Annotated in this window: 7 protein-coding genes; 4 read left to right on the forward strand and 3 right to left on the reverse strand. The window is 69.1% G+C overall.

The window, feature by feature from the left end; translation table 11 throughout:
- Positions 1-10: 10 nt before the first annotated feature.
- Entirely contained in the window at positions 11-1,210 is a 1,200-nt protein-coding gene (locus B0T44_RS12185) for an acetate kinase (RefSeq protein WP_077115703.1), read from the forward strand.
- 136 nt (positions 1,211-1,346) lie between these two features.
- Here B0T44_RS12185 and B0T44_RS12190 read toward each other — a convergent pair whose 3' ends face one another.
- Positions 1,347-2,363: a glutamate ABC transporter substrate-binding protein gene (locus B0T44_RS12190; protein WP_081512013.1), complete on the reverse strand. Its 1,017-nt coding sequence runs from the start codon at positions 2,361-2,363 to the stop codon at positions 1,347-1,349.
- On the reverse strand, positions 2,360-3,721 hold the full coding sequence (locus tag B0T44_RS12195; protein WP_077115575.1) for a GlnX family signal transduction membrane protein: 1,362 nt from the start codon (positions 3,719-3,721) through the stop codon (positions 2,360-2,362). The genes B0T44_RS12190 and B0T44_RS12195 overlap by 4 nt, the downstream gene beginning before the upstream one ends.
- A gap of 172 nt (positions 3,722-3,893) precedes the next feature.
- On the opposite strand from B0T44_RS12195, the gene B0T44_RS12200 reads away from it, so the two are divergent.
- Positions 3,894-4,622 carry an NUDIX hydrolase gene (locus B0T44_RS12200; protein ID WP_077115576.1) on the forward strand — a complete coding sequence of 243 codons (729 nt, stop codon included), beginning with the start codon at positions 3,894-3,896 and terminating at the stop codon, positions 4,620-4,622.
- A 196-nt stretch (positions 4,623-4,818) separates the two neighbouring features.
- On the opposite strand, the gene thiE is transcribed toward B0T44_RS12200, so the two are convergent.
- A complete protein-coding gene (gene thiE / locus B0T44_RS12205) occupies positions 4,819-5,532 on the reverse strand; it encodes a thiamine phosphate synthase (RefSeq protein ID WP_077115577.1) in 714 nt (237 codons plus the stop codon).
- A 53-nt stretch (positions 5,533-5,585) separates the two neighbouring features.
- Here thiE and thiO point away from each other — a divergent pair, with 53 nt between their 5' ends.
- Together thiO and thiS are read left to right on the forward strand one after the other, a co-directional pair.
- Entirely contained in the window at positions 5,586-6,683 is a 1,098-nt protein-coding gene (gene thiO, locus B0T44_RS12210) for a glycine oxidase ThiO (RefSeq protein ID WP_077115578.1), read from the forward strand.
- The coding region (thiS, locus tag B0T44_RS28020; protein WP_081512015.1) for a sulfur carrier protein ThiS at positions 6,680-6,825 on the forward strand (146 nt) is incomplete at its 3' end. The genes thiO and thiS, both read left to right, overlap by 4 nt.

Consider the following 6,825-nt stretch of genomic DNA (forward strand, 5'->3'; position numbering starts at 1 on the left):
AGGAGGTGCGATGCGTAACGACGTGGTGCTGGTTGTCAACTCCGGGTCGTCGTCGATCAAATATCAACTGCTGTCTCCGAAGACCGGTGAGGTCGCCGCATCCGGACTGGTCGAGCGGATCGGGGAAGACACCGGCGGCATCGAACACCACGCAGGCGGGCGCACCGTCGAGCATCACGGGCCGATCACCGACCACACTGCCGGGCTGCGGCTGGCCTTCGATATGTTCGCCGAAACCGGTCACGACCTCGCCGCAGCGTCGGTGACCGCGGTCGGGCATCGCGTGGTACACGGCGGCGAGGTGTTCTACGAGCCGACCCTGATCGACGACCGGGTGGTCGAAACGATCTCGCGGCTGTCGACGCTGGCGCCGCTGCACAATCCGGCCAACGTGATGGGTATCGAAGCGGTGCGTGCACTGCTGCCCGAGGTCCCACAGGTGGCAGTGTTCGACACTGCGTTCTTCCACGGTCTGCCAGACCGGTCGAAAACTTACGCCATCGACGCGAAAGTCGCTGCCGCGCACGGTATCCGCCGTTACGGCTTTCACGGCACCTCGCACGAATATGTTTCCTGCGTCGCCGCCGAACTGCTCGGCCGCGACCCGGAATCGGTGAACCAGATCGTGTTCCACCTCGGCAACGGCGCCTCGGCATCGGCGATCCGCGGCGGCCGCCCGGTGGACACCACGATGGGACTCACCCCGCTGGAAGGCCTGGTCATGGGTACCAGGTCCGGCGATCTCGATCCCGGCATCATCCCGCATCTGATGCGCACCGCCGACCTCGACGTCGACGGTGTCGACCGGCTGCTCAACCGCGACTCCGGGCTCAAGGGCATGTCCGGGGTGAACGATTTCCGCGAACTACGCCGCCTCATCGACAGCGGCGATCGTGCCGCCCGCCTCGCCTACGACGTCTACGTCCACCGCCTGCGCCGCTACCTGGGCGCGTACCTCATCGAACTCGGCGGTGCCGACGCCATCACCTTCACCGCAGGAGTCGGGGAGAACAGTCCCGATGTCCGCGCCGACGCCCTCGCCGATCTCACTCGCTTCGGTATCGCCGTTGACCCGGCCCGCAATACCGCCGACGAGCGCCGCGCCCGTTTCATCTCCCCGCCGGACGCCGAAGTCGCGGTACTGGTTGTACCCACCAACGAAGAACTCGCCATCGCCCGCGCCGCGGCCGCCGTCGTGGCCGCCCACTGATCGAGCGGCCGGAGAGTTCGCATGCTGGGTGATGCGGTGAGCTTCGATGCGGGCCGAGACCGCGTTACTGGGAGAGACGGGTGAGGGCCGCCCGCCCGGGTTGCCGCGGCTGCGTGGGTTCGCCGGGTTCTGCGGGTCAGTCCCGGTAGGTGGGTGCCGGTGGGTGCGGCGTGCCGCCGAGCACGGACAACCAGCGGTTGTAGATACGAGCCCAGGTGCCGTCGTTACGGATTCGCTCTAGGGTGCCGTTGACGTAGCGCACCAGGTCGTCGTTGCCCTTGGGTATGCCGATTCCGTACGGTTCGTCGCTGATGCTCGGGCCGACGAGCTGGGTGTAGGGGTCCTGGGCGGCGAGACCGGCCAGGATCGCGTCATCGGTGGTCACCGCGTCCACCTGCCGCTGTTGCAGCACCACCAGGCAGTCCGCCCAGGTGGGTACGGTGAGCACGTCCGCGGCAGGCTGAACCCGGCGGATGTGGTCGAGCGAGGTGGTGCCCCGCACCACGCAGACGCGTTTACCTGCCAGATCGTCGAGACCGTCGATTCCGGAATCCTTCACCGCAAGCACCCGCTGCCGGGCTTGCAGGTAGACGGTGGAGAACGCGACATTCTCGCGCCGTTCACAGGTGATGGACATCGTTTTGACGACCATGTCTACGGTTTGATCCACCAGCGCCTCTTCCCGGTATTCGGAACCGAGGCTGCGGAATTCGATCTGATCGGGATTGCCGAACAGGTCGCGGGCCACCTCCCTGGCGATATCGGCGTCGAAACCGGCGATCACACCGCTGACCGGGTCGCGGAAGCTGAACAGGTTGCTTCCCGCGTCCAGTCCGACCACCAGCCTGCCCCTGGCCCGGATAGCGTCCAGGGCCGGTCCGCGCGCGCCAGGGCCCGCGCCGGTGGGGCGCAGGCTCGCGGTCGGGTCGCCGCAGTCGGGTTCGGCCGCAGCTGGTGATTCGCTACCGGAGGGCACGGGGACGGCCTGTGCGGGCAACGGAGGTTCGGTGTAGTCGGTGTGTTCGGCGCCGATGCGCGGGCCGGGTGCCGCGCCGCACCCGGCCGCGAGCAGGATGGCGGCCAGCGCGAGCACCGTGCCCGCTGTGCGTCGAGGCGTACGGGGTGCGCTGAATGGTGTTGTCGTAGTTCTCATCGATACTCCCGCAACCGGGGCCAGATGCCGAGGGCTGTATAGCCTGCGGCGGCGATAGCGAGGACCAGTGCACCGGGAGTCAGATAGTCGAGCACCCGGGCGCTCTGGGAGATATTGTCGCGCAAATTTTCCCGAGTCTCGGTAATTCCGGCGCCGAGAATCCGGTCCAATGCCTCCACCTGTGCGGTGGCGTCGGCTTTACCTCGGCCCGTGGCAACCGCCGCAGCCGCGGTGAAGTCGCCGCGGTCCAATGCGGCGTTCATCCGATCGTGTGCTTTGCGCCACCGCTCCAGGGCGGCACGGGCAGCGGTGGACGGCTGGTCGTCGTGACCCGTGAGTAGTTCGGTGAGCCGGGTGAACTTCGCGTCGTAGATGCGGTCGTATTCGCCGGTGGCGTCGCGGCGCACCAGTTTCAGTGTTTCCGCCGAACGAGCCTGCTGGGCGAGGATGCGGCTTTCGGTGAGCCGGGCCGACGGGGCTGCGCCGTCCTCTCGGCCGCTGACCATCGATGCGGCCGAGATGGAGCCGGCGACCACCGTCCAGGCCAGCAGGATCAGCATGGCGCCGGAAGCAAGCAACAGGCCAGGGTTGAACATCCGATGCCAGCGCTCGGCCAGCAGCAGCTGCGCCCAGACCAGCGCGGCCAGCGCCAGCAACAGCAGCAGGACCGCGAGCCACGGCGGCCGGACATGGTGACGCTGCGCCGAATCCACCGCATCGGCACGTCGTTGATGCAGCTGTTCGGCCATCGGCAGCAGCGTGTTCTGCATCTGGTTCGACGCTTCGCTCAAATACGCTGCACCGACCGGATAGCCACTGCGGTTGTTGGCGCGCGCGGTTTCCACCAGACCTGAATACACCGGCAGCCCAGCACCGATCCCGGTGCGCAGCCGCGCGTCATCTCCGTTGTTGCCGGTGAGCGTGACCAGTTCCGCCCCTGCTTCACCGAGCGCCTGGCTGTAACGGTTGCGCACCGTTTCCGGTTCGAGCCCGCCGGAGATGAACGCGGTACTGGCGGCGGCGTCGGCGACCGATAGCGAGGTGTAGAGCCGGTGTGCGGCATGGGCATCCGGTTCGGTGTCGGTGAGCAGCACATCCAAACCGAGCTGTCGTTCGTTGACCGTTGCCGCCGTCACCGCGCCCGCCGCCAGGCATAGGCAGGTCAGTAGCAGACCGACCCCGATGAGACGGCCCGGCGACGATTGCGCGAACAACCGTAGTTTCGCCGGGTCCAATCTTTCCCGGACCATGCGAGTGTGCGGGCGGACCGGTAGTTTTCGTCCGCTTCCGCTCGACGGCTCAGGGGTGGCCGCCGGTTCGGGCATCGCCTCCACCCGATCCGCTGCCGACCGCGTCATGTCTACCTCCGGCGTTCAGGGGCGCCGTGTGCGCTGTTTCGGAGCCTATTCGGTAATGCCCCAGCGCGCGCCGCGAACGACCCCCGCCGACCGTATCGGCCCGGCAGAAGGCCCTCGAAGCCGCCCCTGGTGCGGCAGGATGGAAGGGGTCGGGCCAAAAGGACGGTAGTAGATGCGTGGAGACGGTGACGGGTGGTCGCGCGGCCCGGACGGCGTGCGGCACTGGGGACGCTTCGGCGCGGCCGGGCTGTTGCTGCGGGCGCCGCTCGGTGCGGGCGGATCGGCGGTACTGCTGCAGCACCGGGCGGCGTGGAGCCATGAGGGCGGAACCTGGGCGCTGCCCGGCGGTGCCCGCGACAGCCATGAGACGCCGGTGCACGCGGCGGTACGTGAGGCCGGTGAGGAAGCCGGTATCAAGGCAGGCGATGTACGGGTGCGCGTGGAACGGGTCACCGCAACCGCGCCCAGCGGCTGGAGCTACACCACGGTGATCGCCGACGCCGCCGAAACCCTGCCGACCAGCGCGAATGGTGAAAGCGTCGAGCTGGCGTGGGTACCGGAGGACGAGGTGGACCAACGTCCGCTGCATCCCGGTTTCGCTGCCGCATGGCCGTCACTGCGCGCGCTGCCCGCCCGCCTCGACCTCAGCGCGGTGCCCGCCGACGACGCGGAGGAATTGGCCGAGGCGCTGCCGCGCACCGTATACCTCGCTGGTCAGGGGTTCGTCTGGTTACATACCGAGGCAGCCGGCCCGGGTGAGCGGGCCGCCATCGTCGGCGACGAGGCAGCGGCGAGCAACAACGCAGACGTTTCGGTACCGGCTGCGCCGACGCGGGAACCGGGGCAGCCCACCGCGCTCACTGTCGCATTGACCTTCACCCGCGGGCAGTTGCTGGCCTGACCCGCTCTAGCTGCTGTGGCGTCATTTCACTATGCGCACGCAGCCGTCGCCGCGACCGGCGCGGCTGACGAGGAGGGCGCCGCGCTGCTGAACCGCTGATCAGAAGATGTGGCTGGGTGGTCGAACAGCGGTACGGGCCGGTCTTACTCGGGGCGCAGTCATAGCAGAAAGCTATCCGATGGTTGGAGCTGAGAGCTCAGGGCGCGGACGCTCGATCGTTGGCGAGCAGCGCGGCTTTCAATTCGCGAGCAGCGGCTTCCGGATCCTCGGCTTCGGTGATGGCACGCACCACCACCACGCGGGTGGCGCCTGCCGTCAACACCTCAGTCAGGTTGGTGCCGTCGATGCCGCCGATGGCGAACCACGGGCGGGTCGGGTGGGCTTCGACGGTGGAGCGCACCAGATCCAGTCCGGCCGCTTGCCGCCCGGGTTTGGTGGGGGTGGCCCAGACCGGCCCGGTGCAGAAGTAGTCGATGTGCTCGTCGATCGCGGCCAGCCCGGCTTGGGCGCGATTATGGGTGGAGCGGCCGAGCACTACATCGGGGCCGAGGATGCGGCGGGCATACCAGGGCGGTAGGTCGTTCTGTCCCAGGTGCAGTACGTCAGCGCCTGCGGCCAGTGCGAGATCGGCGCGGTCGTTCACCGCGAGCAGCGCGCCATGGCGGCGGGTGGCGGCTTTCAGCTCGGCGAGGGCACCCAGTTCGGCTTTGGCCTCCAACGGGCCGAACTGCTCTTCTCCGGGCGAGCCCTTGTCGCGGAGCTGGATGATATCGACCCCGCCTGCGAGCGCGGCCTCGGCGAAACGGGCCAGATCACCTTTGTCGCGACGGGCATCGGTGCACAGATACAGCCGTGCGGTCGCCAGTCGGTCCCGCGGCGGCAGCGGACGGTGGGCGTGGGACGGTTGCACGCCTATGACCGTAGCCGCGCTACCGTGGGGAAGCGAGCAGGAGGTGGAACGGGATGCGGACTCTGGCCGTCGTCGGTGGCGGCGCCATCGGTCTCGCGGTGGCCTGGCGGGCCGCCGAGTCGGGCTGGCGGGTGACCCTCTTCGATCCGGCTCCCGGCTCGGGCGCGTCCTGGGTTGCCGGGGGCATGCTCGCCCCGCTGTCGGAAGGATGGCCCGGTGAGGACGCGGTGCTGGAGTTCGGCGCGGCCGCGCTCGCTTGCTGGCCGGAATTCGCCGCCCGGCTCCGAGCTGCGACCGGCACCGGGGTTTTCGTCGCCGACCAGACATTGACGGTGGCACTGGACGCCGCCGACGTCGCCGATCTGCGCACCGTCGCGGACTGGGTCGGCGGTCACGGACACGATATGCGCCTCCTGGACCGTGCCGGGGTGCGCGCGCTGGAACCGGCGCTCGCCCGCACCGTCCGCGCGGGACTGCTGGCTTCGGCCGAACCCGCGATCGACAACCGGCTGCTGGTCACGGCGTTGCGGCAGGCGGCCGCTGCGGCCGGGGTCGAATTCCGCGGGGAAACGGTTTCCGCGCTCGGCGACCTGTCGCACGACCGGATCGTGCTGGCCGCGGGCGCGGCATCGGCCCGGCTGTGGCCAGGGTTGCCGGTGCGGCCGGTCAAGGGGGAAATCCTGCGCCTGCGGCATCGGCCCGGCGCGCAGCCGCCGCCCGCGAGCGTGATCCGGGCGCGTGTACACGGCAGGCCCGTGTACCTGGTGCCCCGCGCGGACGGGCTCGTGGTCGGCGCGACCCAGTACGAGGCCGGGTTCGACACCACCGTTACCGTGGCCGGTGTCCGTGATCTGATCGCCGACGCCGAGGCGATCCTGCCCGGCATCGGCGAATACGAACTGGCCGAGGCAAGCGCGGGTTCGCGTCCGGGCACCCCTGACAATCTGCCGCTCATCGGTAGGCTCGACGAGCGGGTATTCGCCGCCACCGGGCACGGTCGCAACGGCATGCTGACCACCGCGCTCACCGCCGAAGCCACCGTGGCCGAACTGCGCGGCGACCCGCTGCCCGCGGCGCGGCTCGCCGATCCGCGACGTTTCCCGGCGCACGGCGCGCCGGCTCTTTCGACATCCGCAGGAGGAGTTCGATGACCATCACAACCGTGCCCATCGGTGTCACCGTGAACGGGCGCGACCACGAGTTCACCGACCCGCTCACCGTGCGTCAACTACTGGAACGACTGGAGTTGCCTTGCCAGGGGGTGGCGCTGGCGGTGGACGGCGCGCTGTTCCC

Source organism: Nocardia donostiensis (assembly GCF_002081715.1).
GTDB classification, from domain to species: domain Bacteria; phylum Actinomycetota; class Actinomycetes; order Mycobacteriales; family Mycobacteriaceae; genus Nocardia; species Nocardia donostiensis.

Coding starts and splice junctions, on each gene's coding strand:
- B0T44_RS12185 (WP_077115703.1), top strand. CDS start 11: ATGCGTAACGACGTGGTGCTGGTTGTCAACTCCGGGTCGTCGTCGATC.
- B0T44_RS12190 (WP_081512013.1), bottom strand. CDS start 2,363: ATGAGAACTACGACAACACCATTCAGCGCACCCCGTACGCCTCGACGC.
- B0T44_RS12195 (WP_077115575.1), bottom strand. CDS start 3,721: ATGACGCGGTCGGCAGCGGATCGGGTGGAGGCGATGCCCGAACCGGCG.
- B0T44_RS12200 (WP_077115576.1), top strand. CDS start 3,894: ATGCGTGGAGACGGTGACGGGTGGTCGCGCGGCCCGGACGGCGTGCGG.
- thiO (WP_077115578.1), top strand. CDS start 5,586: ATGCGGACTCTGGCCGTCGTCGGTGGCGGCGCCATCGGTCTCGCGGTG.